Origin of the sequence: Nonomuraea sp. NPDC049625 (assembly GCF_040675285.1) — a bacterium.
Taxonomy (GTDB): Bacteria; Actinomycetota; Actinomycetes; order Streptosporangiales; family Streptosporangiaceae; genus Nonomuraea; species Nonomuraea angiospora_A.
The window spans coordinates 106,255-132,562 of sequence record NZ_JBFAOQ010000009.1 but is presented as its reverse complement, the minus strand read 5'-3'; the positions used below and the strand labels follow the sequence as shown (position 1 = coordinate 132,562).

At 70.6% G+C, this 26,308-nt stretch carries 23 protein-coding genes; 17 read left to right on the top strand and 6 right to left on the bottom strand.

The window, feature by feature from the left end; all coding sequences use genetic code 11:
* Positions 1-9 precede the first annotated feature (9 nt).
* Positions 10-702, top strand: a complete 693-nt coding sequence (locus AB0J87_RS35045; RefSeq protein WP_363972149.1) for a DUF2786 domain-containing protein — start codon at positions 10-12, stop codon at positions 700-702.
* Positions 703-744: 42 nt separating this feature from the next.
* Here AB0J87_RS35045 and pgm read toward each other — a convergent pair whose 3' ends face one another.
* The gene (pgm, locus tag AB0J87_RS35040; RefSeq protein ID WP_363972147.1) at positions 745-2,376 is read right to left on the bottom strand and encodes a phosphoglucomutase (alpha-D-glucose-1,6-bisphosphate-dependent); all 1,632 of its coding nucleotides are present in this window, start codon (positions 2,374-2,376) and stop codon (positions 745-747) included.
* A 98-nt stretch (positions 2,377-2,474) separates the two neighbouring features.
* On the opposite strand from pgm, the gene AB0J87_RS35035 reads away from it, so the two are divergent.
* From AB0J87_RS35035 to thrS, 3 genes are read left to right on the top strand one after another with little or no spacing between them, the layout of a single operon-like run.
* A complete protein-coding gene (locus AB0J87_RS35035) occupies positions 2,475-3,374 on the top strand; it encodes a TIGR03564 family F420-dependent LLM class oxidoreductase (protein ID WP_363972145.1) in 900 nt (299 codons plus the stop codon).
* Between the two features lie 60 nt (positions 3,375-3,434).
* Positions 3,435-4,013, top strand: a complete 579-nt coding sequence (locus AB0J87_RS35030) for a glycoside hydrolase family 25 protein (protein WP_363972143.1) — start codon at positions 3,435-3,437, stop codon at positions 4,011-4,013.
* Positions 4,014-4,042: 29 nt separating this feature from the next.
* Positions 4,043-6,043 (top strand): threonine--tRNA ligase, encoded by a 2,001-nt coding sequence (thrS, locus tag AB0J87_RS35025; protein ID WP_363972919.1) that lies wholly within the window; start codon positions 4,043-4,045, stop codon positions 6,041-6,043.
* A 68-nt stretch (positions 6,044-6,111) separates the two neighbouring features.
* Here the strand turns inward: thrS and AB0J87_RS35020 are convergent, their stop codons facing one another.
* Complete coding sequence (locus AB0J87_RS35020) at positions 6,112-6,834, bottom strand: PIG-L deacetylase family protein (RefSeq protein ID WP_363972141.1); 723 nt, start codon at positions 6,832-6,834, stop codon at positions 6,112-6,114.
* 376 nt (positions 6,835-7,210) lie between these two features.
* The gene (locus tag AB0J87_RS35015) at positions 7,211-7,810 is read right to left on the bottom strand and encodes an Asp23/Gls24 family envelope stress response protein (protein WP_363972139.1); all 600 of its coding nucleotides are present in this window, start codon (positions 7,808-7,810) and stop codon (positions 7,211-7,213) included.
* A gap of 76 nt (positions 7,811-7,886) precedes the next feature.
* Between AB0J87_RS35015 and AB0J87_RS35010 the strand changes: the two genes are divergently transcribed.
* On the top strand, positions 7,887-8,417 hold the full coding sequence (locus AB0J87_RS35010) for an HIT domain-containing protein (RefSeq protein ID WP_350727156.1): 531 nt from the start codon (positions 7,887-7,889) through the stop codon (positions 8,415-8,417).
* A gap of 78 nt (positions 8,418-8,495) precedes the next feature.
* On the opposite strand, the gene AB0J87_RS35005 is transcribed toward AB0J87_RS35010, so the two are convergent.
* The 3 genes from AB0J87_RS35005 to AB0J87_RS34995 form a co-directional block, all read right to left on the bottom strand.
* A complete protein-coding gene (locus tag AB0J87_RS35005; RefSeq protein ID WP_363972137.1) occupies positions 8,496-10,580 on the bottom strand; it encodes a hypothetical protein in 2,085 nt (694 codons plus the stop codon).
* 458 nt (positions 10,581-11,038) lie between these two features.
* Entirely contained in the window at positions 11,039-12,610 is a 1,572-nt protein-coding gene (locus AB0J87_RS35000; protein ID WP_363972135.1) for a family 10 glycosylhydrolase, read from the bottom strand.
* Positions 12,611-12,740: 130 nt separating this feature from the next.
* Complete coding sequence (locus tag AB0J87_RS34995; protein WP_363972133.1) at positions 12,741-14,882, bottom strand: elongation factor G-like protein EF-G2; 2,142 nt, start codon at positions 14,880-14,882, stop codon at positions 12,741-12,743.
* A 145-nt stretch (positions 14,883-15,027) separates the two neighbouring features.
* Here AB0J87_RS34995 and pgsA point away from each other — a divergent pair, with 145 nt between their 5' ends.
* From pgsA to AB0J87_RS34935, 12 genes are all read left to right on the top strand, one after another.
* Complete coding sequence (gene pgsA, locus AB0J87_RS34990) at positions 15,028-15,651, top strand: phosphatidylinositol phosphate synthase (protein ID WP_350727160.1); 624 nt, start codon at positions 15,028-15,030, stop codon at positions 15,649-15,651.
* Positions 15,648-16,556 (top strand): phosphatidylinositol mannoside acyltransferase, encoded by a 909-nt coding sequence (locus AB0J87_RS34985; protein ID WP_363972131.1) that lies wholly within the window; start codon positions 15,648-15,650, stop codon positions 16,554-16,556. Before pgsA ends, AB0J87_RS34985 begins: the two co-directional genes overlap by 4 nt.
* Entirely contained in the window at positions 16,553-17,683 is a 1,131-nt protein-coding gene (locus AB0J87_RS34980) for a glycosyltransferase family 4 protein (RefSeq protein ID WP_363972129.1), read from the top strand. The genes AB0J87_RS34985 and AB0J87_RS34980 overlap by 4 nt, the downstream gene beginning before the upstream one ends.
* On the top strand, positions 17,680-18,222 hold the full coding sequence (locus AB0J87_RS34975) for a hypothetical protein (protein WP_355198438.1): 543 nt from the start codon (positions 17,680-17,682) through the stop codon (positions 18,220-18,222). Before AB0J87_RS34980 ends, AB0J87_RS34975 begins: the two co-directional genes overlap by 4 nt.
* A 61-nt stretch (positions 18,223-18,283) precedes the next feature.
* Positions 18,284-19,303: a DUF3048 domain-containing protein gene (locus AB0J87_RS34970; protein WP_363972127.1), complete on the top strand. Its 1,020-nt coding sequence runs from the start codon at positions 18,284-18,286 to the stop codon at positions 19,301-19,303.
* A 114-nt stretch (positions 19,304-19,417) separates the two neighbouring features.
* Entirely contained in the window at positions 19,418-20,332 is a 915-nt protein-coding gene (pdxS, locus tag AB0J87_RS34965; protein WP_350727165.1) for a pyridoxal 5'-phosphate synthase lyase subunit PdxS, read from the top strand.
* 217 nt (positions 20,333-20,549) lie between these two features.
* Positions 20,550-22,226, top strand: a complete 1,677-nt coding sequence (locus AB0J87_RS34960; RefSeq protein ID WP_350727166.1) for an alkaline phosphatase D family protein — start codon at positions 20,550-20,552, stop codon at positions 22,224-22,226.
* An 87-nt stretch (positions 22,227-22,313) separates the two neighbouring features.
* Positions 22,314-22,742: a MarR family transcriptional regulator gene (locus AB0J87_RS34955; RefSeq protein ID WP_185077116.1), complete on the top strand. Its 429-nt coding sequence runs from the start codon at positions 22,314-22,316 to the stop codon at positions 22,740-22,742.
* A 47-nt stretch (positions 22,743-22,789) separates the two neighbouring features.
* Positions 22,790-23,995, top strand: coding sequence for an MFS transporter (locus AB0J87_RS34950; RefSeq protein WP_363972124.1), 1,206 nt, complete (start codon positions 22,790-22,792; stop codon positions 23,993-23,995).
* 36 nt (positions 23,996-24,031) lie between these two features.
* Entirely contained in the window at positions 24,032-24,856 is an 825-nt protein-coding gene (locus tag AB0J87_RS34945) for an endonuclease/exonuclease/phosphatase family protein (protein WP_363972122.1), read from the top strand.
* Between the two features lie 63 nt (positions 24,857-24,919).
* On the top strand, positions 24,920-25,498 hold the full coding sequence (pdxT, locus tag AB0J87_RS34940; RefSeq protein WP_363972120.1) for a pyridoxal 5'-phosphate synthase glutaminase subunit PdxT: 579 nt from the start codon (positions 24,920-24,922) through the stop codon (positions 25,496-25,498).
* Between the two features lie 3 nt (positions 25,499-25,501).
* Entirely contained in the window at positions 25,502-26,254 is a 753-nt protein-coding gene (locus tag AB0J87_RS34935; protein ID WP_350727170.1) for a YebC/PmpR family DNA-binding transcriptional regulator, read from the top strand.
* Positions 26,255-26,308: the final 54 nt, after the last annotated feature.

Here is a 26,308-nt window from a genome sequence, read left to right as displayed (position 1 = left end):
GGAGCGCGGTTGCGGGAGCGCACGCTCGAGCGCGTCAGGAAACTCCTGGCCAAGGCCGAACGCACCGACAACGAGCACGAGCGGGCGACGTTCATGGCGGCCGCGTCGGCGTTGATGGCCAAGCACGGCATCGACTCGCTCCCCCCGGCGGGCACCCGGCAGACGCCCGGCGACCGGGTCGTCACCCTGCCCAACCCCTGGGCCAGGGAGAAGGCCCGGCTGGTCAGCCTGGTCGCGCAGGCCGTGCGCTGCCGCCCCCTGCTCATCGGGCGGGGCGAGGGCGGGCAGCGGGTGCACGTGTTCGGGTTCGCGGCCGATCTGGAGCGGGCCGACCTGCTGGCCACGTCGTTGCTGCTGCAGATGGCGAGCGGGCTGGCGCGGGTGCGGGTGCCCGACGGCGTGACCGCCGTGCGGGCGTACCGGCGGTCGTGGCTGCTGGGGTTCACGGACGAGGTGTACCGGCTGCTGTGCGTGGCCGAGGCACAGGCGGAGCAGGCCAGTACGGGCGCCGAGCTCGTCCTGGCCGACCGCCGGGCCGAGGTGGAACGGGCGGTGTCCGCCCACTATCCGGACATCCGGGTGAGCGTGCCCAGGACGAGCGGCACGGGCTACCGGGACGGCGTGGCCGCCGGACGCCGCGCCGACCTCGGCCGTACCGGAATGACCACCGACACCGCCCCCGAGCTGGCCCCCGGCCGCTGACCCCGCCCGGACGCCGAACTGCCCGGACACTGACCCGAGCGGTCAGCCGAGGGCGTCGGAGACCAGCGAGCGGGCCTCCTCCTGCACCTTGGCCAGGTGGTCGGGGCCGCGGAAGGACTCGGCGTAGATCTTGTAGACGTCCTCCGTCCCCGACGGCCGCGCCGCGAACCAGGCGCTCTCCGTCGAGACCTTGACCCCGCCGAGTTCGGCCCCGTTGCCGGGCGCCGTGGTCTGGACGGCGGTGATCGGCTCGCCCGCCAGCGACGACGCCTTCACCTGCGCGGCCGAGAGCCTTCCGAGCACCGCCTTCTCCTCGCGCGTGGCGGGGGCGTCGACCCGGGCGTACGCGGGCTCCCCGAACCGCTCGACCAGCCCCCGGTAGTGCGCGCTCGGCGACTTGCCGGTGACGGCCTGGATCTCGGAGGCCAGCAGCGCCAGGATGATCCCGTCCTTGTCCGTGGACCAGACGGACCCGTCGCGCCGCAGGAACGACGCTCCCGCGCTCTCCTCGCCCCCGAACCCCAGCGACCCGTCCAGCAGGCCCGGGACGAACCACTTGAACCCGACCGGCACCTCGTACAGCCGCCGCCCCATGGACTCCACGACCCGGTCGATGATCCCGCTGCTGACCATCGTCTTGCCCACCCCGGCGGCCGTGGGCCAGCCGTCGCGGTGCGTGTAGAGGTAGGAGACGGCGACGGCGAGGTAGTGGTTGGGGTTGAGCAGGCCGCCGTCGGGGGTGACGACGCCGTGCCGGTCTGCGTCGGCATCGTTTCCGGTGGAAATGTCGTACTTATCGCGATTGGCGATGAGAGAGGCCATCGCGTACGGCGACGAGCAGTCCATCCGGATCTTCCCGTCCCAGTCGAGCGTCATGAACCGCCACGTCGGATCCACCAGCGGATTGACCACGGTCAGGTCGAGCCGGTGCCGCTCCGCGATCTCCCCCCAGTACGCCACGCTCGCCCCGCCCAGCGGATCGGCCCCGATGCGCACCCCGCCCGCCCGGATCGCGTCCAGGTCCACCACGGACGGCAGGTCGTCCACGTACATCCCGAGGAAGTCGTAACGCCCCGCCGCCTCCAGAGCCTTCGTGTACGAGACCCGCAGCACGCTCTCCAGCCCGGCGGCCAGCAGCCGGTTGGCGCGGTCCTGGATCCACGTGGTCGCGTCGGTGTCGGCGGGACCCCCGTGCGGCGGGTTGTACTTGAACCCGCCGTCGCCCGGCGGGTTGTGCGACGGCGTGATCACGATGCCGTCGGCGAGCCCGGTGGTGCGGCCGTGGTTGTGCCGCAGGATGGCGTGCGAGACGGACGGGGTCGGCGTGTAGCCGTCGCGGGAGTCGATCAGCACCTGGACCCCGTTGGCGACCAGGACCTCCAGCGCGGACACCCGCGCGGGCTCCGACAGCGCGTGCGTGTCGACGCCGAGGAACAGCGGCCCGTCGGTGCCCTGCATCCGCCGGTACTCGCAGATGGCCTGCGTGGTGGCCAGGATGTGGTCCTCGTTGAACGCCGTCCTCAGCGACGACCCCCGGTGCCCCGACGTGCCGAACGCCACCCGCTGCCCCGGGTCGCCGGGATCGGGATGCAGCGCGTAATAGGAGGTCACGAGCCTGTCGACGGCCACGAGGTCGGCGGGCTGGGCTGGCTGTCCTGCGCGTTCGTGCGTCATGTAGGCCACTTTACAAATCCGCCTCCGGCCGGAGGATGGGCGCGGCCGGGTGTGGGAAGGTACAGTTCCGTCGATTACTAGAACGGAGTTCGGTTCCTATGCGATTCGGTTATTACCTGACAGAGCCCAAAGGAGACGACCCGATCGGCGGGTTGCGCGCCCAGATCGCCCAGGCGGCGGAGGACGGCTTCACCTCGGCCTGGCTCTCCAACATCTTCGGCCTCGACGCCCTCACCGCCCTGGCCGCCGCCGGGGGCCAGGTGCCCGGCATCGAGCTCGGCACCGCCGTCGTCCCGACCTACCCGCGCCACCCGGCCGTGCTGGCGCAGCAGGCCATGACCACCAACGCCGCGCTCGGCGGGCGCCTCGCGCTCGGCATCGGCCTGTCGCACCAGATGGTCATCGAGGGCATGTACGGCCACAGCTTCGAGCGCCCGTACCGGCACATGTCGGAATACCTGGACATCCTGCTCCCGCTCAGCCGGGGCGAGCACGTCAAGTACGAGGGCGAGACGCTCAAGGCCGACCTGCGGCTCACCACGCCCGGCGGCGGCTTCCCGGTGCTCGTCGCCGCGCTCGGCCCGCGCATGCTCAAGCTGGCCGGCACCGTGGCCGACGGCACCGTCCTGTGGATGACGGGCCCCAAGACGGTCGCCCAGCACGTGGCGCCCACCATCACCACGGCCGCCGCCGAGGCGGGCCGCGAGGCGCCCAGGATCGTCTGCGCGCTGCCGATCTGCGTCACCGACGACCCCGCCGCCGCCGTCGCTCGCGCGAACGAGATCTTCGCTGTCTACGGACACCTCCCCTCATATCGTGCGATGCTCGACAGGGAAGGCGCGGCCACTCCGGGAGACGTCGCCATCGTGGGCGACGAGGACGCGGTGCTGGCCAAGCTCGACGTCCTGCGGGAAGCCGGTGTGACCGACTTCGTGGGCTCGGTGTTCGCGAGCAGGGAACGCACGCGGGCGCTGCTGATCGGCGCGGCGAAGGGCTGACCCCAAGACATCTCCATAATTCTCCGGCGGGGTGAAGATCGCTTGCTGCATGGCGTTGATGTGTCCGACTGGCAGGGGCCCGTCGACTGGGCCAGCCACGCGGCGGACGGGGTGACCTTCGCGTTCGCCAAGGCCACCGAGGGCGGCGACTTCACCGACAAGCTGTTCGAACGCAACTGGACCGGCATGCGCGAGAGCCGGATCGTCCGCGGCGCGTACCACCGCGCCAGGCCCGGGGGCGACCCGATCGAGCAGGCGCGCCACTTCCTGGCCGCGATCGACGCGGCGGGCGGGTTACGCGCCGGCGACCTGGTGGCCCTCGGCCTGGAGACCGATGACGGCCTGCGCCCCGAGCAGGTCGCCCGCCACGCGCGCCGCTGGTGCCACCACGTCGAGCGGCACGGCGGCGCGCGGCCGTTCGTCCACACCTTCCGGGCGTTCGCGCGTGGCGGACACTGCGCGGGCCTGGGCGAGTACCCGTTATGGATCGCCGCCCCCGACAAGCCGCGCGGGGAACCCGCGGTGCCGCCACCCTGGCGCGACTGGGCCGTACATCAGTACGCCCAGAGCCCGCTCGACCGCAACGTGTTCCACGGGACGCGGCAAGCGCTGACAAATATTGGGTTTGACCCGCGATAGCATCGGTGTTCACCATCGAAGCAGCTCCGGTGCCGAGCGCCGGGGCGCGATCCAAGGGAGTCACCGTGTCAGCCGAGCTACGCATCACCCTCGCCGGAGCCGAGCGTGTGGTCGCGGCCGGCACGACGGCCGGAGAGGCCCTCGAGGCCGACGGCCGCTCGGTCATCGCGGCCCGGGTCAACGGCGAGCTCCGTGACCTGGCGCAGCCGCTGTCCGAGGGTGACGCGGTCGAGCCGGTCGAGGTCTCCAGCGAGGACGGCCGGGCCATCGTCCGCCACTCCACCGCCCACGTCATGGCGCAGGCGGTGCAGGAGCTGTTCCCCGAGGCCAAGCTGGGCATCGGGCCGCCCGTGGACAACGGGTTCTACTACGACTTCGACGTCGCCCAGGCCTTTCACCCCGACGATCTCAAGCGCATCGAGAAGCGCATGCGGGAGATCGTCAAGCAGGGGCAGCTGTTCTCCCGCCGGCCCGTCTCCGACGACGAGGCGCGCGAGGAGCTGGCGGCGGAGCCGTACAAGCTGGAGTTGATCGGGCTCAAGGGCGGCGCCGCCGACGAGGAGTCGGTCGAGGTGGGGGCCGGGCAGCTCACCATCTACGACAACCTCGACCCCAAGACCGGCGAGCTGCAGTGGAAGGACCTGTGCCGCGGCCCGCACGTGCCGTCCACCCGGTCGATCCCGGCGTTCAAGCTCATGCGCTCGGGCGGCGCCTACTGGCGCGGCAGCGAGAAGAACCCGCAGCTCCAGCGCATCTACGGCACCGCCTGGGAGTCCCGCGAGAAGCAGGACGACTACCTCAAGCTGCTGGAGGAGGCCGAGAAGCGCGACCACCGCAAGCTGGGTGTCGAGCTCGACCTGTTCAGCTTCCCGCCGGAGCTGGGCAGCGGCCTGCCGATCTTCCATCCCAAGGGCGGGATCATCCGCAAGGAGATGGAAGACTACATGCGCCGGCGGCAGGCGGAGGCGGGCTACGAGTTCGTCAACACGCCGCACATCACCAAGTCGTCGCTGTTCGAGACCTCGGGGCACCTGCCGTGGTATGCCGACGACATGTTCCCGGCGTTCGAGCTGGAGGGCATCGAATACCGGGTCAAGCCGATGAACTGCCCGATGCACAACCTGATCTTCCGGGCGCGCGGGCGGTCCTACCGCGAGCTGCCGCTGCGGCTGTGCGAGTTCGGCTCGGTCTACCGCTACGAGAAGTCGGGCGTGGTCCACGGCCTGACCCGGGTGCGCGGCATGACGCAGGACGACGCGCACATCTACACCACCCGGGAGCAGATGGCCGATGAGATCAAGTCGCTGCTGAGGTTCGTGCTCAGCGTGCTGCGCGACTTCGGCCTGCCCGAGTTCTACCTGGAGCTGTCGACCCGCGACGAGTCCGACAAGTTCATCGGCGAGCTCGCCGAGTGGGACGAGGCGACCGAGGCGCTGCGCCAGGTGGCCACCGAGTCGGGGCTGGACCTGGTCGACGACCCGGGCGGCGCGGCCTTCTACGGCCCGAAGATCTCCGTTCAGGCCAAGGACGCGATCGGGCGCACCTGGCAGCTGTCCACCATCCAGCTCGACCTCAACCAGCCCAAGCGCTTCGGCCTCGAATACCAGGCGGCCGATGGCAGCCGGCAGACTCCGGTCATGATCCACCGGGCGCTGTTCGGCTCCGTCGAGCGCTTCCTCGGCGTGCTCACCGAGCACTACGCGGGCGCCTTCCCCCCCTGGCTCTCGCCGGTGCAGGTGACGGGCATCCCGATCGCCGACGCGCACGTGCCCTACCTGCAGGACGTCGCCAAGAAGCTGCGCGAGCGCGGCATCCGGATCGAGGTCGACGCCTCCGACGACCGGATGCAGAAGAAGATCCGCAACGCGCAGAAGGCCAAGGTGCCCTTCATGCTGCTGGCCGGTGACGACGACATCGCCAACGGCGCGGTGTCGTTCCGCTACCGGAACGGCGAGCAGAAGAACGGCGTCCCGATCGAGGAGGCCGTGGCGGAGATCGTCAACACCGTGGAGCGGCGCGTCCAGGTCTGACGCGATGACGAGAACGGCGGAGTCTCACGGCTCCGCCGTTTTTCGTCGTCCGGCCTCAGGCTCGGGGGTCATCGGGTGAACAGGCGGAAAGTGATGGCGGGGCGGCCGCCGAAGCGCTCGGCCGCCTGGTGGGCGAAGCCTTCGATGAGGTCGCGGGCGTACGACTCGGGGTCCTGATCGGTGAGCGCCTCGATGTAGGCGCGGTGCTCGACGAGCGAGCGCACGCCGCGCTCCAGGCCGTCGGTGACGTCCACGGCGTGGGTGGGGGAGTCGGTGCCCGCGACGGCGACCCAGCGGACGCCGTTCCAGGGCTTTGCCTCCGTATCCGGAAATATCCACCTATTTCCCGCGTCCCCGGCGGCGTCCAGGACGGCGCGGCCCACGGCCCGGTGGTCGGGAGTGTTCCAGTACGTTCCGCCCCAGGTGTCGTCCGGGTTCAGGGTGATCACCAGCTCGGGGCGGTGCCTGCGGATGGCGGCGGCGATGTCCTTCCTGAGCGCGGTGCCGTACTCGATCACCCCGTCGGCGTGGTCGAGGAACTCCACGCTCGTCACCCCGACGACGGCCGCGCTGGCCCGCTCCTCCCGTTCCCGCACCGGCCCGGCCTCGGCCGGGACGAGCGTGTCGATGCCCGCCTCGCCCCTGGAGACGATCAGGTACGCGACCTCGCGGCCCTGGTCGGTCCAGGTGGCGATGGCGGCGGCGCAGCCGTACTCGAGGTCGTCGGGGTGCGCCACGATGGCGAGGGCGCGCTGCCAGTCGTCGGGCACGGGCTCCAGTTGCTCGGTCATGGCCCACACCCTAAAGGCGCGCCTGCGCGGGCGTTGGCTTCACGCGGTGCCCCGGCCGTCCCTCGAAGCCCGGGGATCGTGGCCTTCGGGTGCATGCGCACCGAAGGGATGGCCGCTCGGACGGCACCCGCCCCGGACGAGGACACCGCCGCCTGAGGCGCAACTGGACGCGCCCCGGCCACCGGGCCGCCTTCGGGATCGGGCCGCCTGAGGCGCAGTTGGACGCGCCTCCGGCGCCGGGCCGCCCTTTGGGGGCCGGGGGCTGCCGCAGGCGCCGGGTCGCTCCGCGAGGGCCGGTGCTCAGGAACGCCCGATCCCCCGAGGGCGCGGCTGACGGGCTCAAGGGGCGGCGGAGGGAGACGGGGGCGGAGGGGTGTCAGAGGGGGGAGGGGTGAGTGTCGCCGTCGGAGGTGTCGCGGAGGGGGCGGCGGGGCTCGCCCGGGAGGCGGACGTCGTCGACCGTCACGTTGACCTCCGCGACCCGCATCCCGAGCATGTGGCTGACGCTCCTGGCCACGTTCGTCTTGACCTCGGAGGCCACCTCCATCACCACATGCCCGTACTCCACCACGATGGTCACGCTCACGGCCACCGTACGGTCCTGGATCTGCGCGCTGACCCCCTGGTTGGCGCGCCGGGAGCCGATGCCGATGCGGTCGCGTACGGACTCGAAGGCCCGCGCCAGGTCGCCGCCCAGGTCGGCGACCCCGGTCACCTCGAGAGCCGCCAGGGCGGCGACCTTCTCGACCACCTCGTCGGCGACCTTGATCCGGCCCTTGACGACGGCGCCGAAGGAGGGCGCCTCCGAGGGCTGCACGCCGGTGAGGGCGGAGCTCACGTCTTCGACCGGGTCAGGAGCGGGGGCCGTGGCCGGGTCGGGGGTGTCGGCGGACGGGGTGTCGGCGGACGGGGTGGAGTGGGCGGTCGGCAGGGAGTCGTGCTCGGCTAAGTCGTGCTCGGCTAAAGCGTCGCTCATCGCGGCCTCCTGTAGGCGATGCTTGGGATTGTGCCGGAAGAGCGGGCCGTTTGTCCGTGGTCCTATGCTGCTAGGTATGCACGATCAGGCAGGGGCAGGGTCCCCCGACAACTTCGAGCGTCTGTGGACCCCGCATCGCATGGCCTACATCAAGGGCGAGAACAAACCGACGGGCAGCGGCCCCGATGACGGGTGCCCGTTCGACGCGATTCCCAAGATGAGCGACGAGGACGGCCTGATCGTCGCCCGGGGCGAGACGGTCTACGCCGTGCTCAACCTGTACCCGTACAACTCCGGCCACCTGATGGTGGTCCCCTACCGGCACGTGTCCGACTACGACGAGCTGGTGCCGGCCGAGCTGGTCGAGCTGGGGGAGTTCACGCAGAAGTCGCTGCGCGCGCTGCGCAAGGCCAGCGGCGCGCAGGGTTTCAACGTCGGCATGAACCTCGGCCACGTCGCCGGCGCCGGCATCGCCGCCCACCTGCACCAGCACGTGGTGCCCAGGTGGGGTGGCGACACGAACTTCATGCCGGTCGTGGGCCAGACCAAGGTCCTGCCGCAGCTGCTCCGCGACACCCGCCAGCTGCTCGCCGACGCCTGGGACTGACCCGCTCTGGGGCAGCGCCTGGTGTCCGGACGTTCGTGGCCGCTTCCGGGAGGCGGCGCTACTCCGTTCGGTGCTGCGTTACTTCGTCGCGGTCGCTAAGTCCGACGACACGGGGCCGGTGACCGGCTCGCGGTCGCGCCGGAGCGCGCCGATGCCGGTGGCCAGCAGCAGAGGTACGGCCAGCGCCAGGGCCATGGACAGCACGGCCGCGCCCGAATCGTTGACGAGCATCCCGACCACGCCGCTCACGAGCGTGCCGATCAGCCCGGCGCGCAGCGCGGGGGAGTGCTCGAACGCGGCGGGCACCACCCCGGCCGACGCCTGTTCGGGCCGCAGGATCGCGTAGACGAGGAACGCGGCGGCCGCGATCACGATCGGCATGAGGTTGGGGCTGAGCAGGGTGGCCAGCATGGCCTGCAGCTTGCGCAGGATGACGTCGAACGCCTCACCGCTCAGCACCTGCCCCACGAACCTGCCCAGGTGCGTCTGCTCGTCCGCCGGCTTCAGGTAGTTGAGCCAGGCGAACGTCATCACGATCAACCCGCCGGCCACCAGGAACGCGCCCAGCTTCACCAGCGAGACCCGCTTGCCCGCCAGGAGCAGCGCGGTCACCGCGATGCCCGGCACGAACGCGATCACGCCGCCGAAGTCGCTGCCCATCCCGGAGCCGCCGAGCACCATCGCGAACGTCCCCAGCAGCACGATCGCGGCCAGCCCCACCTTGCCCGGCCACCGGTGCGCGATCACCGTGGTGGCCAGCAGGGTGCCGGTGGCCAGGAGCGCGAACGGGATGTTCCCCAGGCCGTAGTAGCGGGCCCCGACGTCCGCGCTGTAGCCCATGATGCTGTTGAGCTGCAACGTCGTACCGGTCAGCAGGTCGCCCGCCAGCGTGAGCGCGGTGATCCCGGCCACCACCGCCAGCGGGCCCAGCGGCCATCGCTGCCACGGCCCCGCGAACGCCACCGCCGTGACGACCGCCGCCCACCCGAGCACCCCGGCCACCAGCTGCGGCAGGCTCGACCAGGGCAGCAGGTTGACCAGGTAGCTGGAGACGGGCAGGGAGGCGAGGGCGACGGCCGCGAAACGTACCGGTGCCAGGCCCTTGCGGCGGCGCAGCAGCAGGAACGCGACCACGTAGAACAGCACCTGCAGCACGGCCACGACCGTGAAGTAGATGCCCTTGATCGAGCGGATGGCCTGCGCGGTGGCGTCGGCCCGCTGGAGCTGTTCGAACGTCGCGCCCGGCCCGCCGACCTGCAGCGGGACGCCTATCACGGTGCTCGGGACCGGCACCCCGAGCTTGGTCAGGATCGTGGAGGTCAGGTCGGGCAGGATCGAGATGTCCTCGCGCCGGGTGGAGGCCGCGCCGAGCAGGTGGCCCTGCGCGCCGGGCTCGCGCAGCGCGGCCACCCGCAGGTGGGGTACGGAGCCGTGGTCGGACAGGCCTGCGAGCAGCACCGTCGTGTCGGCGGGCAGGACCGACAGCAGCGCGCCCGCCTTGGCGTCGGCCATCCGCAGCGCGTCACGCCGCTCGGCGGCGCTGAGCTGGTCGGGCACCTTGGGCAGCTTGCCGCCGGCCAGGTAGGGGCTGACGAGGTCGTCCACGTCCATGGCGATCATCCGGCACCGTTCGAGATCGGGCGTGCCGACCTGGAGCGGGGAGGAGTGGTACTCCTGGACCGCGCCCTGCCGGTCGGCCAGGCCCAGCGCGGCGCCGGGGCCGATGGCGATCGAGCACTGCCCGGCGGCCTTGAGCGACTCGCCCAGCGTGCCCGCGTTGCGCTGCCCGGCCACGTCGAGGAGGTAGCGGTAGTCGGGGATGACCGCGCCCGCGCCCTGCTGCTCGGGCATGGGGGGCGCGCCGCAGCTGTACCCGGCCGCCGACCTGGTGCCCGCCGACACGGTCAGCCAGCCGTCGTAGGGGCAGGTCACCCCGCCGACGGTACGAATGGACAGCGAGCCGATCGCGCTGGATCTGGCCAGCTCCCACAGGTTGGGGGAGTCCGACTGGGTGATGTCGTTCCAGTGCAGGCCGGACACGCCGATGAGCGCGACCCGGCCCGCGCTCGCGTCCTTCGTGGCCTGGGCCGGGCCGGTGAACAGTCCCTGGCCGAGCAGGACCTGCCCGACCAGCACGGCCAGCACGGCCAGCGTGCGCCTCATCCCGATGACCTTCCGTGATCGAATGATTCCGTGGCACGGTAGAGCAAGGTCATGTTCCGGCGCCACCGGACCCGACTACCCTCTCATGCGGTGCATGTATCACGTGCGCCGTTTCATTCGGGTGAGCTTTTCCCGCTCTGGGCGGTTGTGGTGGGCGCCGTGCGTGTTGCGCCGGGCTCCGCCGTACGACGTCTCGCCGTTGCGGCGCGGTTTGGGCGGCTGCCGGGGACGAGGTGTTGAGGGCGTCCCCGGCGTGACGCGCATTCGGTGTGGCACGTCCCCGGTGTGGCGCGCACTCGACGGCATGCGGGTTCCGGCGTGGTGCGGGGCCGATGTGGTGTGCTCTCCGCGTGGTGCGGGCCCAGGGCGGCGCGGGCCCGGTGTGGTGCGGGCCCAGGGCGGCGCGGGCCCGGTGTGGTGCGGCCCCGCGTGGCGCGCTTTCCGCGTGGGTGGCGGCGTCAGGGGGCCGGGGTCTTGACCTTGGTGGTCTTGCTTTCGTGGCCGAGCCGGTCCACGGCCGTGACCGCGTAGGTCCCGTCCGGCGCGGCCGTGAACGACGGGCTCGTCACGACGGCGACCAGGTTGCGGGCGTCCGTGCCGTGGCAGTCCTTGCCGGACTTCGGCACCTGGTACACCGCGTACGTCCGCGCCCCCTGGGACGGCTTCCAGGACAGCTGGGTGCCGTTGGCCTTGAGCCCGGCGGGGGCGGGAGGGGCGGAGCCGCCGCGTTCCTTGATCAAGGGCAGCAGGGCGGGGCGGGAGTAGTGGTTCTTGGCGACGCGGTCCACGGACCCGAGAGGGTTGTCCAGGAAGTTCTTGGCGCTGAAGTAGACCTCGCCCTTGACCTGCTTGTGGTCACGGTTGACGCCCACCTCGGCGGCCAGCTCGCCGGGCTTCGTCCAGGCCCGGTCGTCCTTGGCGCCCACCCGGTAGAGCCCCTGGCCGATGTACAGCTGCACGTCCGTGCCCTTGACCTCGTCGGACCACCAGGCCGCCAGCGTGTCGTAGTCGGCCAGCTTGTGGCCGCGCGGCCAGTAGAGCTGCGGGAGCACGTAGTCGACGGTGCCCGACTTGATCCAGGCGCGCGCGTCCGCATAAATCGAGTCGTACGCGGACATGCCCGAAGTGTCCGAGCCGGTCGGGTCGTTCGACTTGTTGCGCCAGATGCCGAAGGGGCTGATCCCGAACTTGACGTACCCCTTGGCGTCGTGGACGGCCTTGTCCACCTGGGCGACGAGCGTGTTGACGTTGTCGCGCCGCCAGGCGGCGAGCTTCTTGCCGTCGCCGTACTTCGCGAACGCCGCCGCGTCGTCGAACTTCTGCCCCGCCGCCGGATACGGGTAGAAGTAGTCGTCGAAGTGCACCCCGTCGATGTCGTACCGGGACACCACGTCCGTGATGACCTTGGTCACGTGGTCGCGGACGGCGGGCAGGCCGGGGTTGTAGTAGAGGCGGCCGCCGTACTTGATCGTCCAGTCGGGGTGCTTGCGCGCCGGATGCCCGGCGGGCAGCTTGGCGGTGCTGTCGCCGTAGGAGGCGCGGTACGGGTTGAACCAGGCGTGGAACTCCATGCCGCGCTTGTGCGCCTCGTCGATGAGGAACGGCAGCGGATCCCAGCCGGGATCCTTGCCGGCCGTGCCCGTCAGATATTGGGTCCAGGGCTCCAGCGACGACTTGTACAGCGCGTCGGAGGCGGGCCGGACCTGGACGAAGACCGCGTTGAGGTTGCGCTTGGCGGCGCCGTCGAGGATCTTGACGTACTCGGCCCGCTGCCGGTCGGGCGAGAGCCCGGTCTTGGAGGGCCAGTCGATGTTCTGGGTGGTGGCGATCCACACCCCGCGCAGCTCGCGCTTGGGATAGCGGGCGTCGGCCTTGCAGGCCGCGGCGGATGCGTCGGGTGCGGCGGCGACGGCCGTCTTCTTCTTGGTCGCTGCTGGGCTCTCCCCGGCCCCGGGGCCGAACACGTAGGCGGCGGAGGTGGTGACGACCGCGAGAGCAGCAGCGGCTAGGAGTGGGCGTCCAGTTCGCATAATGCCACCCAGTGTGGCAGTTGCTCCGGCATGCTCGGTACGAAAAAAAGAAATCGACTCGTGATGCTTCTGTGACAAAAGTAAACGGCTGGGCCGGGAGGGAGCAAAGCCCTCCCGGCTCTGTCCAGCCTCAGTCCGCGGTGACTGCCACTTTGCTCGCGAGGTTCGGCGGAAGGGGCTCGTAGCGCAGGAAGGCCCGCTGGAACGTCCCGGTGCCGTGCGACATGGATCTCAGGTCGATGGCGTACCGGGTGATCTCCAGCTCGGGCACCTCGGCCTTGACCAGCGTACGACCCGTGCCGACGGGCTCCGTGCCGAGCACCCGCCCGCGCCGCGACGACAGGTCGGACATCACCGACCCCACGTAGTCGTCGGCGACGAGCACCGACAGCTCGTCCACCGGCTCCAGCAGCAGCGTCGGCACCTTCGCCGCCGCCTCCTTCAGCGCGAGCTGGCCGGCGATCTGGAAGGCCATGTCGGAGGAGTCGACCGAGTGCGCCTTGCCGTCGTACAGGGTGACGCGCACGTCCACCATCGGGTAGCCGGCCACGACGCCCCGCTCCATCTGGGCCCGCACGCCCTTCTCCACCGACGGGATGAACTGCCGCGGCACGACGCCGCCCACGATCTTGTCCACGAACTCGAACCCGCCGCCCGACGGCAGCGGCTCGACCTCGAGGTGGCAGATCGCGTACTGGCCGTGGCCGCCGGTCTGCTTGACGTTGCGGCCCATCGCCTGGCACTTGCCGCCGAACGTCTCGCGCAGCGGCACCCGCAGGTCGACCCGCTCGACCTCGACGCCGTGGCGCTTGGCCAGGCGGTCGAGCAGCACGTCGGTGTGCGCCTCGCCCATGCACCACAGGACGAGCTGCCTGGTCTCGGCGTTGTTCTCCAGCCGCAGGGTCGGGTCCTCGGCCACCAGCCGGGCCAGGGCCTGCGACAGCTTGTCCTCGTCGGCCTTCGACTTGGCCCTGATCGCCACCGGCAGGAGCGGGTCGGGCATGGCCCAGGCGGTCATCAGGAGCGGCTGCTCGACCTCGGACAGGGTGTCACCGGTCTCGGCCCGCGACAGCTTGGCCACCGCGATGATGTCGCCCGCGACGCCCTTGGCCGCGGGACGCTGCTGCTTGCCCAGCGGGCAGGTCAGGGTGCCGATGCGCTCGTCCACGTCGTGGTCCTCGTGCCCGCGGTCGGCCAGGCCGTGCCCGGACACGTGCACGGTCATGTCGGGGCGCAACGTGCCCGAGAAGACGCGTACGAGGCTGATGCGGCCCACGTACGGGTCGCTGGTGGTCTTGACGACCTCGGCCACGAGCGGGCCGTCGGGGTCGCAGGCGATGTTCTTGACCGGCTTGCCCGACAGGTCGGTGATCTCGGGCAGCGGGTGTTCGAGGGGCGAGGGGAAGCCCTGGGTCATGATCTCGAGGATCTCCGGCGCGCCGACGCCGAGCCCGCTGCACAGCACCGGGTAGAAGCTGCCGCGCGCGACGGCCTTCTCCAGGTCCTCCACCAGGACCTTGGTGTCGATGGGCTCGCCTTCGAGATAGCGCTCCATGAGCGATTCGTCTTCGCTCTCCTGGATGATCCCCTCGATCAGCTCGCCACGGCGCTCCTCGATCTGCGCCGCGTAGTCCGGGCCGGGCTCCTTCTCCGTGCGGGTGCCCGTGGCGTAGTTGTAGAACTTCTGCGACAGCAGCCCGATCAGGCCGTTCACGTGGCCGTTGGTGATGACGGGCAGGTAAAGGGGCGCGACGCCGTCGCCGAAGACGTCCTGACACGTCACGAGGACCTCGTCGAAGTCGGCCCGCTGGTGGTCGATCTTGGTGATCACCACCGCCCGCGGCATGCCGACCTGGGCGCACTCCTCCCACAGCATCTGGGTGAGGCCGTCGATCCCCTCGGAGGCGGAGACCACGAACAGCGCGGCGTCCGCCGCGCGCAGTCCCGCGCGCAGGTCGCCCACGAAATCGGCGTAACCGGGGGTGTCGAGAAGGTTGATCTTGATGCCGTTGTGCACCAGCGGCGCCACGGCGAGGTTGACCGACCGCTGCTGACGGACCTCCACCTCGTCGAAGTCGCTGACCGTGTTGCCGTCCTCCACCCGGCCGGCGCGCTGGACGGTGCCGGTCGCGGCCAGCAGCTGCTCGGCGAGGGTCGTCTTACCCGCTCCTGAGTGGCCGACCAGCACGACATTGCGTATCGCATCCGCCCTGTCGGCCGTGGGTGCCCTGCCCGCGGCTCCCGCAGCGCCACCGGTGTTCTTCTCTGCCACAACAGCCTCCCACGTCGCCGGATGTTCCAACGACCGCGCCCCAGCGGAGGGTGTCTGGAAACCGCATGGACGCGGTGTGTTCACCAAATACCCCTGTGGCGGATATCACAAGGGGGGTGGGGCAAAGAAAGTTGTCAGGCGTTCCATGGCCTACGATCGGACCGCGATGCTCAAACTCCTGCGCCCGGCCATGACCCGGATACTCACCCCGCTGGGCAGGGCCCTCGTCGGCCGCGGGATCGGCCCGAACGCCGTCACGGCGATCGGCACCCTCGGCACGGTCGTGTCCGCCCTGCTCTTCTTCCCCCTGGGTCAGCTGACCTGGGGCGCTCTCGCGATCACCGTCTTCGTGCTGTTCGACCTGCTCGACGGCGTGGTGGCGAGGCTCGGCGGGAAGGGCGGCTCCACCTGGGGCGCGTTCCTCGACTCGACGTTCGACAGGGTGGCCGACGCGGCCATCTTCGCCGGGCTGATCCTCTACTTCATCTCCAAGCACGACACGCTCATGGCGGCCGTGACGCTGGTGTGCCTGATCGCGGGCTCCCTGGTGTCGTACGCCAAGGCCAGGGCGGAGGGGCTCGGGCTCACGGCCGACGTCGGGCTGGCCGAGCGGCCCGAGCGGCTGGTCGTCGCGCTCGTCGCGGCCTGTTTCGCGGGGCTCGGCGTTCCGTACATTCTTCCCGTGGGCATGTGGCTGCTCGCCGCGGCCAGCGTGTTCACCGTGGGGCAGCGCGTGGTGGCCGTCCACCGGCAGACGAGGGAGAGATGAGCGACAAGGCGTCCTTCGGTGATCGTGTCGTGGCCGCGGGGTTCGCGGCGGGCTGGAAGCTCGTGCCGCTGCTGCCCGAGCGCCCGACGGCCGCGGTCTTCCGCTTCCTGGCCGACCGGATCTGGAGCAGGCGGGGCAAGTCCGTACGCCGCCTGGAGTCCAACCTGGCCAGGGTGACCGGGCTCGACGCGGGCAGCCGCGAGATGCGCGAGCTCAGCAGGGCCGGCATGCGCTCGTACTTCCGCTACTTCCACGAGATCTTCCGGCTGCCGTCGATGAGCGTCGAGGAGATCGTGCGGCGCAGCCACACCATCGGGGCCGAGCACGTCCACACCAACGTGGCGGCCGGGCGGGGCGTGGTGCTGGCGCTGCCCCACATGGGCAACTGGGACCAGGCGGGGGCGTGGCTGGTGGGCATCGGCCATCCCTTCACGACGGTGGCCGAACGGCTCAAGCCGGAGTCGCTGTTCCGCCGGTACGTGGCCTTCCGCGAAGGGCTCGGCATGGAGGTGCTGCCGCTGACCGGCGGCGACGGGCACAACTTCGGCACGCTGGCCACCCGCGTGCGCAAGGGCGGCGTCGTGTGCCTGCCCGCCGAGCGCGACCTGACCAAGGGCGGCGTCGAGGTGCGCTTCTTCGGCGCGGCCACCAAGGTTCCCGCCGGGCCGCCGCTGCTGGCCGTGCAGACGGGGGCCGCGCTGCTCCCGGCCATCCTCTACAACGTCGGCGACGACTGGGGCATCCACATCCACGAGGAGGTCCCGGTCCCGGCCGAGGGCACCCGGCAGGAGAAGGTCGCGGCGGTGGCGCAGGGGCTGACCGACGTGTTCGAGAAGGGCATCTCCGAGCACCCGGAGGACTGGCACATGTTGCAGCGGCTCTGGCTGGAAGACCTCGCGCGATGAGGATCGGCATCGTCTGCCCCTACTCGTGGGACATGCCGGGCGGGGTCAAGCAGCACATCGACGACCTGGCCCAGGCGCTGATCGCGCAGGGGCACGAGGTGTCGGTGATCGCGCCGGCGGCCGACGACGACGAGCTGCCCCCGTACGTGACGGGCGCGGGCCGGGCGGTGCCGGTGCCGTACAACGGGTCGGTGGCCAGGATGTCGTTCGGCTTCCTGTCGGCCGCGCGCGTGCGGCGGTGGGTGCGTACGGGCGGGTTCGACGTGCTGCACATCCACGAGCCGCTGATCCCGAGCCTGGGCGTGCTGGCCTGCTGGGCGGCCAGGGGGCCGATCGTGGCCACGTTCCACGCCTCGTTCACGCGCTCGCGGGCCATCGCGGTGGCCGAGCCGTTGCTGCGCAGCGCGCTGGAGAAGCTGATGGGCCGCATCGCGGTCTCCGACGCGGCCCGCAAGAGCCTGGTCGAGCAGTTCGGCGGCGACGCCGTGCTGATCCCCAACGGCGTCACCGTCTCCCGCTACACCGACGCCGAGCCGCTCGACGGCTGGGGTCCCGACGGCGCCACGGTCGGCTTCCTCGGCCGGATGGACGAGGAGCGCAAGGGCCTGCCGATCCTGCTCGACGCGTTCAGGACCCTCGCGGCCGAGCGGCCGGGCCTGAAGCTGCTCCTGGCCGGGCCCGGCGACGCCAAGGACGTCTACGAGCGGGTGCCGAAGGAGTTCCACGACCGGGTGACCGTGCTGGGCATGGTGAGCGAGGCCGACAAGATCCGCGCCTACCACTCGGTCGACGTGTTCTGCGCGCCCAACACGCGCGGGGAGAGCTTCGGCATCGTGCTGGCCGAGGCCATGGCGTCCGGGGCGACGGTGCTGGCCAGCGACATCCCGGCCTTCCGCAGGGTGCTGGGCGAGGGGCAGGCGGGCGCGCTGTTCGCCAACGGCGACGCCGGCTCGCTGGCGCGCGAGGCCGGCGCGCTGCTCGACGCGCCCGAGCGGCGGGCCAAGCTGGCCGCCGAGGCGCTGGTGGCGGTGCGGAAGTACGACTGGTCGACGGTCGCGCGGGACGTCGTACGCGTCTACGAGACGGTCGCCACGAGCGGGGCGGGGCGCGTGGAGGAAGATCTGTGACATCCACCATCATCGTGCTGGTCGTGGGCCTCGTCGTGGTGCTCACGGCCGTCTACATCTCCTGGCGCGCGGGCCGGCTCGACCGCCTGCACATCCGGCTGGAGCTGGCCCAGGAGTCGCTGGACGCCGCGCTGATGCGGCGCAGGGCGGTGGTGCTGGAGCTGGCCGGCTCGCGCCTGCTCGACCCCGCGACCTCCCTGGTGCTGGCCGCCGCGGCGCACGAGGCCAGGAGCGCGGGCCCGGAGGAGCGCGAGCACGCCGAGAGCGACCTGTCGCGCACCCTGCGCGCGGTCGTGGACCAGGAGCGGTTCAGGGAGAAGCTGGCGGAGTCGCCCGGTGGTGGCGATCTGCTGGACGAGCTCGACTCGGCGGTGGCCAAGGTCGTCTACTCGCGCCGCTTCTACAACAATGCGGTTGCGGTCACGCGGGCGGCGCAGCGGCGCTGGCTGGCCAGAACCCTCCGCCTGGCGGGCCATACCGAATATCCGCAATTCTTCGAAATCGATGACAATCCGCCGGCGGCTATGGCAACTGAATGACCTCATTTGAGGAAGCCAGTAAGCTTCATCCCGTTTTCGGGCTGAAGCGAGGAGTGTTCACGTGCGGCTACCCCGGATGATCACGGTCACACTGGCCGGAGCGGCGGTGCTGCTGCCTGTCGCGGCCTGCTCCTCCTCGGAGGCGCCCGCCCCGGGTAAGGCGCCCCAGGCCGCCACGGCCGCGCCCAGCGAGGAGCCCACCGAGGCGCCCGAGGGCCACCCGTTCACCGGCAAGCCGTACGACGGCCTGAAGCCGGTGCTCGCGGTGAAGATCGAGAACACCGCGGCGGGCAAGCCGCAGCTCGGCCTCAAGAGCGCGGACATCGTCTACATCGAGCAGGTCGAGGCGGGCCTGACCCGGCTCATGGCGATCTTCTCCTCCAAGGTGCCGGCGAAGGTGGGCCCCGTCCGCAGCGCCCGCATCTCCGACCTGCACATCACGCCGCAGTTCGGCAAGCCGGCCTTCGCCTACTCGGGCGTGCAGACCAAGATGCTGCCGTTCGTGGCCAAGGCGTCGCTGTTCGACGTCGGCGACACGCGCAACCCCGGCGCGTACTTCCGCCAGCCGGGCCGCTTCGCCCCCTACAACCTCTTCGCCAACACCAAGGACCTCCTCGGCAAGGCCCCCAAGGCGAGCAAGGCCAAGGACATCGGCTTCACCTTCGGCGACGCCCCGGCCGAGGGCGGCGTGGACAAGAAGTCGTACAGCGTCAAGTGGCCCGCGGCGCGCTTCACCTTCGCCTGGTCGGAGGAGAAGAAGCAGTGGCTGATCTGGCAGGACGGCAAGAAGGACATGGCGGCGGAGGGCGGCCAGCTCGGCGCGCCCACGGTCGTCATCCAGTACACCAAGACCGAGCGCTCGGAGTTCCACGACAAGAACCAGAGCTACACGCCGCTCGTGCACACCACGGGCAAGGGCAAGGCGATCGTGCTGCGCGACGGCAAGGCGTACAAGGCGAACTGGGAGCGGGAATCCGAGGACACCGGTACGACGTTCACCACGGAGAGCGGCGACCCGATGAACTTCGCGCCCGGCCAGGTCTGGGTGGCGCTCGCCAGCCGCAAACCCGTCATCCCCTAGCGCCTATCTGTCCAAGTATGGCGATAAATCCTGACATCTTGGCATGTCGGGGGAGGGGTCCTTCAGGACCTACCATGGGGTTGATAACTTACCGAAGCCGTGAGAGCCGTGAGGATGACCGTGTCGACCAGCACGCCTGAAAGCACCCCCGTCACCGGAACCGCCCGTGTCAAGCGTGGCATGGCCGAGATGCTCAAGGGCGGCGTCATCATGGACGTCGTCACCCCCGAGCAGGCCAAGATCGCCGAGGACGCCGGCGCGGTGGCCGTCATGGCCCTCGAGCGCGTGCCCGCCGACATCCGCGCCCAGGGCGGGGTGTCCAGGATGAGCGACCCCGACATGATCGACGGCATCATCGCGGCCGTGTCGATCCCCGTGATGGCCAAGGCCCGCATCGGCCACTTCGTCGAGGCCAGGGTCCTGCAGGCGCTCGGCGTCGACTACGTGGACGAGTCGGAGGTGCTGACCCCCGCCGACTACGCCAACCACATCGACAAGTGGCAGTTCACCGTGCCGTTCGTGTGCGGGGCCACCAACCTGGGCGAGGCCATGCGCCGCATCACCGAGGGCGCGGCCATGATCCGCTCCAAGGGTGAGGCCGGCACCGGCGACGTCTCCAACGCCGTCACCCACATGCGCACGATCCGCGCCGAGATCAAGCGCCTCACCTCGCTGCCCGAGGACGAGCTCTACGTCGCGGCCAAGGAGCTGCAGGCCCCGTACGAGCTGGTCGTCGAGGTCGCCAAGACCGGCAAGCTGCCGGTCGTGCTGTTCACCGCGGGCGGCATCGCCACCCCGGCCGACGCCGCGATGATGATGCAGCTCGGGGCCGAGGGCGTGTTCGTGGGCTCGGGCATCTTCAAGTCGGGCGACCCGGCCAAGCGCGCCGCGGCCATCGTCAAGGCCACCACCTTCTACGACGACCCCGACGTCATCGCCAAGGTCTCGCGCGGCCTGGGCGAGGCCATGGTCGGCATCAACGTCGACGAGATCCCGCAGCCGCACCGCCTGGCCGAGCGCGGCTGGTAGGCGGCGCGTCGTTGCGGCTCGCCCGGCCCGCCCGTGTGACATGATCACGTACGGCAGGCGGAGGCACACCACAGCGTGACGATGAAAATCGCCAGAAGAGGCGGCATCCGCGAAGGATGTCGCCTTTTTGGTGTTGTGTGGCGTTCACCAAGTAGTCATGATCTTCAGTAAAGCTACCTGGCGTCCCCCTCACCCTTGATCGTCACAGGAGCGTCTCGTGTCCAAGCTGAACCGCCGGCACTTTCTGGTCACAGGGTTAGCGGCGGGCGCCGCCGTGACCATCCCCGCGACCGCCGCCTTCGCCGATCCCGGCACCGATCCCGACGTCGCGGCGGCTTCGCGCGAGCTGCGTACCGACCCCTTCACGCTCGGCGTCGCCTCCGGCGACCCGGACCATGAGGGCTTCGTCCTGTGGACCAGGCTCGCCCAGGAGCCGCTGGCCGAGGACGGGTTCGGCGGCATGCCGCAGCGGCCGTTCCCGGTGCAGTGGCAGGTGTACGCCGACGAGAACTGCCGCCGCGTCGTCCGCTCCGGCGTGAGCGTGGCCACGCCCGAGTGGGGCCACAGCGTGCACGTCGAGGTCGACCGGCTGGGCTCCGACCGCGAGTACTGGTACCGCTTCCGCGTCGGCAAGTACGTCTCGCCGGTCGGACGGGCCCGCACCGCGCCGCACCCGCTCTCGTACGGGAGCTCGCTGGCCATGGCGTTCGTCTCGTGCGCCCAGTACGAGCACGGCTACTTCACCTCGTACCGCAGGCTGGCCGAGGACAACCCGGACCTCGTCCTGCACCTGGGCGACTACCAGTACGAGTACACCAAGGACACCTACACCATCCCCGGCGGCAACGTCCGCGACCACGAGGGCCCCGAGACCGAGACCCTGGCCAACTACCGCCAGCGCCACGCCCAGTACAAGGCCGACCCCGACCTGCAGGCCGCGCACGCCGCCGCGCCGTGGCTGGTGGTGTGGGACGACCACGAGGTCGACAACAACTGGGCCGACGAGATCCCCGAGAAGCCCGAGGTCCCCCAGCCCAACTTCCTGGCCAGGCGCGAGGCCGCCTTCCGCGCCTACTACGAGAACATGCCGCTGCGCCGCACCTCCATCCCGCGCGGCATCGACATGCAGCTCTACCGGCGGATCCGGTGGGGGCGGATGGCCATGTTCCACATGCTCGACACCCGCCAGTACCGCGACGACCAGGGCTGCGGCGACGGCTACCGAGACTGCCCGGCCGCCGTGGACCCGGCGCGCTCGATCACGGGGAACGAGCAGGAGTCCTGGCTGCTGGACGGCTTCCACCACTCCCGCGCGCAGTGGGACATCATCGGCCAGCAGGTCTTCTTCGCCCAGCGCGACAACAACGCCGGCCCCGCCAAGATCACCAGCCAGGACGCCTGGGACGGCTACGTCGCCTCCCGGCAGCGCATCACCCAGGGCTGGGTGGACGCCAAGGTGCGCAACGCCGTCGTGCTGACCGGCGACGTGCACGCTCACTGGGCCAGCGACCTCAAGCTGAACTACGACGACCCGACCGGGCCGTCGGTGGGCTCCGAGCTGGTGGCCACCTCGATCTCGACGGGCGGCAACGGGGCGGACTCCGACCCGTCCACGCACCCGTTCCTGGCGATCAACCCGCACCTGAAGTTCTACAACAACCAGCGCGGTTACGTGCTGACGAAGATCGAGCGGGACCAGATGACCGCGGACTTCAGGGTGGTGCCGAAGGTGCAGACCCCGGGGGCCGAGGTCTACACGCGGGCCACGTTCGTCGTGGAGGACCGGGTGCCGGGGGTGCAGCAGACGTACCTGAGGCCGCTCGACCCGACGCTGCGCGCCCAGCAGCAGCTGACCGTGGAGGAGACGGTCCGCCTGGAGACCGAGCGTCCCTGACGACAGCTCCGGAGAGCGGCACCCCGGCCCGGGGTGCCGCTTTTCTTTCGGCGGAATATTAGCCAGGCTAAGTTAGTTGGGCTAAGCATGAGGGACGACCCCACCCGCCTGGCCGAGCAGGTCTCCACGGTGCTGCGCCACCTGGTCCTCCTGCTCAGGCGCACCGTCGCCGGCCAACCCGTCACCAGCCAGCAGTACGCCGTGCTCGGCTCGCTCGAACCCGGCCCGCGCCGCATGACCGAGCTGGCCGAGGAGCACGCCGTCCAGCTGCCCACCATGACCGTGCAGATCAACCGCCTGGAGGACGCCGGCCTGGTGGCGCGCGGCTCCGACCCGGCCGACGCCCGCGTCAGGACGGTCGAGCTGACCGGCGAGGGCCGCGACCGGCTGCTCGCCGTGCGGCGGGCCAGGATCGCCCACCTCAGCCAGGAGCTGGCCGCGCTCACCGACGACGAGCGCGCCACGCTGGCGGCCGCGCTGCCCGTCCTGGCCAAGCTCGGCCGCAACCCCCGGTAAAGCCCGGCAAAGCCCGGTAAAGCCGCAACCCCCGGTAAAGGAGCCCCATGCAATCCGGCGGCGGAATTCTTCGCCAGCCCACGTCCGTCTGGGCCACCGCGTTCGCCGCGGTCGTGGCCTTCATGGGCATCGGCCTCGTCGACCCCATCCTCCCCTCCATCGCCCAAGGTCTGAAGGCCACCCCCAGCCAGGTGTCGCTGCTGTTCACCAGCTACTTCCTGGTGACGGCAGTGGCGATGCTGATCACCGGCTGGGTCTCCAGCCGCATCGGAGGCAAGCGGACGCTGCTGGCCGGGCTCGCGCTCGTCATCGTCTTCGCCGCGCTCGCCGGCACCTCCACCAGCGTCGGCGAGCTCGTCGGCTTCCGCGCGGGCTGGGGCCTGGGCAACGCGCTGTTCGTGGCCACCGCGCTGGCCGTCATCGTGGGCGCGGCCAGCGGCGGCGCCGAGGCCGCGATCATCCTGTACGAGGCCGCGCTCGGCCTGGGCATCTCCGCCGGCCCGCTGGTGGGCGCCCTGCTCGGCGACTGGAACTGGCGGGCCCCGTTCTTCGGCACCGCCACCCTCATGGCCGTCGGTTTCGTCCTGATCGTCACCCTGCTCAAGGCCACCCCCAAGCCCGCGGCCAGGACCAGCCTCGCCGCCCCGATCAGGGCGCTCGCCCACGGTGGCCTGTCCACCACGGCCTTCACCGCGCTCTTCTACAACTTCGCGTTCTTCACCGTGCTGGCCTTCACCCCGTTCATTCTGCACATGTCGCCGTACGGCATCGGCGCCGTCTTCTTCGGGTGGGGCGTCTGCGTGGCGCTGGCCTCGGTGTTCGGCGCGCCGCCGCTGCAGCGCAAGATCGGCTCGGTGAACGTGCTGCACCTGGCGCTGGCGCTGCTGGCGGTGTTCCAGATCGGCATCGCGCTGTCCGGACATGTCGGGATCATCCTGTTCACCGTGCTGTCCGGCATCCCCATCGGCCTCAACAACACCGTCTTCACCGAGTCGGCCATGGAGGTCTCCGACGCGCCCAGGCCCGTCGCCTCCGCGGGCTACAACTTCGTGCGCTGGATGGGTGGCGCGCTGGCCCCGTTCATCGCCACCAAGCTGGGGGAGGAGATCGGCGTCGCCGTCCCGTACGCGCTGGGCGCCGCCTGCTGCTTCGTCGGCATGGCCATCCTCTACGTCCGGCGCCACCACCTGCGCGTCCTGAGCCGGGTGGACACCGACCACACACTCCAGGACGCCGTGGCTCCCGCTGGTTGATAATTTCCTGACATGGTGGGACCTGTCCTATTACTCGTGGCCGGATTGCTCGCGGCTCCCCCGAGAGCCGAGCTGTCCGTGATGACCTGGAACGTCTGCGCGGGCACCAACTCGGCGTGCCCCCTCTACCGCGCGGGCGCGCTCGAACTGGCGCAGAGCATCGGCGGTTACGCGATCAAGAACGGCCCTCCTGACGTGATCTTCCTGCAGGAGTTCTGCACGGGCGCGGCCGGCACGCTCGAACTCTGGCTGGAACAGCGCACCGGTCGCAACTGGACCATCGGCTCATGGGGCCTGACCTCCCACGACGGCACCCCGTACGCCTGCCACCCCGACCGCCTCGGCCGCCCGCGCGGCGCGCAGAGCATCGCGGTCGCCGTGGCGGGCGACGCCGCCACCTTCGAGGCCCACCCGCTGCCCGCCCCGCCCTGGTACGTCACGCGCGCCGTCCTCTGCGCCACCGTCCCCGCCAGGAAGGTGCGCGCCTGCGGCACCCACCTGTCCTCGGGCCGGGCCGACGACGACCGCCAACCGGGCGCCCCCTACCGGACCAGGCAGATCAGGCGGCTGCTCGAGATCGCGGCCGAGCCGGGACACCGCACGATCCTCGGCGGAGACCTCAACGTGGCGCCCCCGGACAGCGGATACGGCAGCGCCGCCGGCCGCCGGGCCGTCGCTCCGCTCTACCGCGCGTACCAGGAATGCGACCAGCGCGGCACGCGGCGCACCGGCCGGTGGACGAGGGAGGGTAAAAAGCTCGATTACCTGTTCGCGCCCGAAGGCACGGTGCGGAGCTGCCGCGTCGGGCGGGACGTGACGCTGTCCGACCACAAGCCCGTCCACGTCAAAGTGGCCCCTTAGGAAGATCCCAGGCCATCCTGGTGTTGAATTGTCGGAACCCGCACCCAGACGGAAGGATCGACTGTGCCCACGATCGGTGTACTCGCTCTCCAGGGAGACGTGCGCGAGCATGCGCGCATGCTTCAGGAGGCAGGAGCGTCGGCCACCGCCGTGCGCCGACCGGCCGAGCTGGACGCGGTCGACGGCCTGGTCATCCCCGGTGGGGAGTCGACCACGATGTGGAAGCTCGCCGAGACCTTCGACATGCTGGAGCCGCTGCGGATGCGGATCAAGGAAGGCATGCCCGCCTACGGGTCCTGCGCCGGCATGATCATGCTGGCCGACAGGATCGAGGACGGAGTCGCCGGACAGCAGACGATCGGCGGCATCGACATGGTGGTCAGGCGCAACGCGTTCGGCCGCCAGGTCGACTCCTTCGAGTCCGACCTGGACTTCGCGGGGGAGCGGGTGCACGCGGTGTTCATCCGCGCTCCCTGGGTCGAATCCATCGGCGGCGACGTCGAAGTGCTGGGCAGGTGCGAGCCTGGGGATAGGATCGTCGCGGTCCGTCAAGGGCCGTTGCTCGCGACGTCGTTCCACCCCGAGCTGACCGGGGACGCGCGCGTGCACCGTTACTTCGTAGACATGGTGAGGGAGCTCTAGGTAATGTCCGGCCACTCCAAATGGGCGACGACGAAGCACAAGAAGGCCGCGCTCGACGCCAAGCGCGGCAAGCTGTTCGCGAAGCTCATCAAGAACATCGAGGTGGCGGCACGGACCGGTGGCCCCGACCCGGACGCCAACCCCACGCTCTTCGACGCCATCTTCAAGGCGAAGAAGAACTCCGTGCCCAACGACAACATCGAGCGCGCCCGCAAGCGGGGCGGCGGCCTCGAAGCCGGTGGCGCCGACTGGCAGACCATCATGTACGAGGGTTACGCGCCCGGCGGCGTCGCGGTGCTCATCGAGTGCCTCACCGACAACCGCAACCGCGCCGCCTCCGAGGTCCGCGTCGCGCTGACCCGCAACGGCGGCTCGCTGGCCGACCCCGGGTCCGTCTCCTACATGTTCAACCGCAAGGGCGTCGTGATCGTGCCCAAGCAGGACGGGCTCGACGAGGACACCGTGCTCATGGCCGTCCTCGACGCGGGCGCCGAGGAGGTCAACGACCTGGGCGAGTCGTTCGAGGTCGTCTCCGAGGCCGGTGACCTGGTGCCGGTCCGCAAGGCGCTGCAGGAGGCCGGGCTCGACTACGACTCGGCCGAGTCGAGCTTCCTGCCGACGATGAGCGTGCCGCTCGACGAGGAGGGCGCCAAGAAGGTGTTCCGCCTCATCGACGCGCTGGAGGACAGCGACGACGTCCAGAACGTCTTCGCCAACTTCGACGTGCCGGACGACGTGCTGGCGGCGCTGGACTAGCAGTCGCACGACGTAAGGGCTCGGCCACGCCGGGCCCTTACTCATGCGTGCCCG

Coding starts and splice junctions, on each gene's coding strand:
- pgm (WP_363972147.1), bottom strand. CDS start 2,376: ATGACGCACGAACGCGCAGGACAGCCAGCCCAGCCCGCCGACCTCGTG.
- AB0J87_RS35035 (WP_363972145.1), top strand. CDS start 2,475: ATGCGATTCGGTTATTACCTGACAGAGCCCAAAGGAGACGACCCGATC.
- AB0J87_RS35020 (WP_363972141.1), bottom strand. CDS start 6,834: ATGACCGAGCAACTGGAGCCCGTGCCCGACGACTGGCAGCGCGCCCTC.
- AB0J87_RS35015 (WP_363972139.1), bottom strand. CDS start 7,810: ATGAGCGACGCTTTAGCCGAGCACGACTTAGCCGAGCACGACTCCCTG.
- AB0J87_RS35010 (WP_350727156.1), top strand. CDS start 7,887: ATGCACGATCAGGCAGGGGCAGGGTCCCCCGACAACTTCGAGCGTCTG.
- AB0J87_RS35005 (WP_363972137.1), bottom strand. CDS start 10,580: ATGAGGCGCACGCTGGCCGTGCTGGCCGTGCTGGTCGGGCAGGTCCTG.
- AB0J87_RS35000 (WP_363972135.1), bottom strand. CDS start 12,610: ATGCGAACTGGACGCCCACTCCTAGCCGCTGCTGCTCTCGCGGTCGTC.
- pgsA (WP_350727160.1), top strand. CDS start 15,028: ATGGCCTACGATCGGACCGCGATGCTCAAACTCCTGCGCCCGGCCATG.
- AB0J87_RS34985 (WP_363972131.1), top strand. CDS start 15,648: ATGAGCGACAAGGCGTCCTTCGGTGATCGTGTCGTGGCCGCGGGGTTC.
- AB0J87_RS34980 (WP_363972129.1), top strand. CDS start 16,553: ATGAGGATCGGCATCGTCTGCCCCTACTCGTGGGACATGCCGGGCGGG.
- pdxS (WP_350727165.1), top strand. CDS start 19,418: ATGACCGTGTCGACCAGCACGCCTGAAAGCACCCCCGTCACCGGAACC.
- AB0J87_RS34955 (WP_185077116.1), top strand. CDS start 22,314: ATGAGGGACGACCCCACCCGCCTGGCCGAGCAGGTCTCCACGGTGCTG.
- AB0J87_RS34950 (WP_363972124.1), top strand. CDS start 22,790: ATGCAATCCGGCGGCGGAATTCTTCGCCAGCCCACGTCCGTCTGGGCC.
- AB0J87_RS34935 (WP_350727170.1), top strand. CDS start 25,502: ATGTCCGGCCACTCCAAATGGGCGACGACGAAGCACAAGAAGGCCGCG.